Origin of the sequence: Bartonella sp. AP58NXGY (assembly GCF_042195785.1) — a bacterium.
Classification (GTDB): domain Bacteria; phylum Pseudomonadota; class Alphaproteobacteria; order Rhizobiales; family Rhizobiaceae; genus Bartonella.
In genome coordinates this window covers 1-710 of the sequence record NZ_JBHIOY010000253.1, presented here as the reverse complement: position 1 = coordinate 710, position 710 = coordinate 1, and the positions used below count along the sequence as shown (strand labels likewise).

Genomic DNA, 710 nt, shown 5'->3' with positions numbered 1-710 from the left:
TGGAGTGAAACGGCTAAAGCCTTTGTAGCGACGCATGGCAAAGAAGGTAGTAAAACAAATAGCAAGCTTACATCTCTATTAGATGGGGACATTAAATCTGGCTCAAGTGATGCAGTGACGGGTAATCAGCTTCATGCGTTAGGTGATAAAGTTGCGAAAACTTTAGGTGGTAGCGCTAGCTATGAAAACGGTACATGGACAGCTCCTACATTCACGGTTAAAGGCTTTAAAGAAGATGGTACAACAGAAGATAAAGAATATCATGATGTGGCATCTGCGTTTGCTGGAGTAGGTACTTCTTTCACGGATCTTCATAAAGAAATCACCAATGAGATTAAAAATGAGATTACCACTGCTCAAGGTGACGCCTTGTTGTGGGATAAAGCTAAAGGCGCGTTTGTAGCGACGCATGGATCAGGTGAAGCGAAGACAAATAGCAAGCTTACATCTCTATTAGATGGGGACATTAAATCTGGTTCGACGGATGCAGTAACGGGTAATCAGCTTCATAAATTGGGCGATCAGGTAGCAACATATTTTGGTGGTGGTTCGGCATTCAAAGAGGGTATTTTTACAGCTCCGACTTATCAGATCTCTCACGTTGGTGAAGATGGTAAGGTAGCAAGTAATTCATATAACGATGTTGGAAGTGCGTTTGCGGGTCTTGATACGAGTGTCCAGAATGTAAATACGCATCTGTCTAATGAGGT

At 42.5% G+C, this 710-nt stretch carries 1 pseudogene; it reads left to right on the top strand.

What is annotated here, in order from left to right:
* Window positions 1–710, top strand: a pseudogene (locus ACFINC_RS10780) (hypothetical protein); the annotation flags it as partial.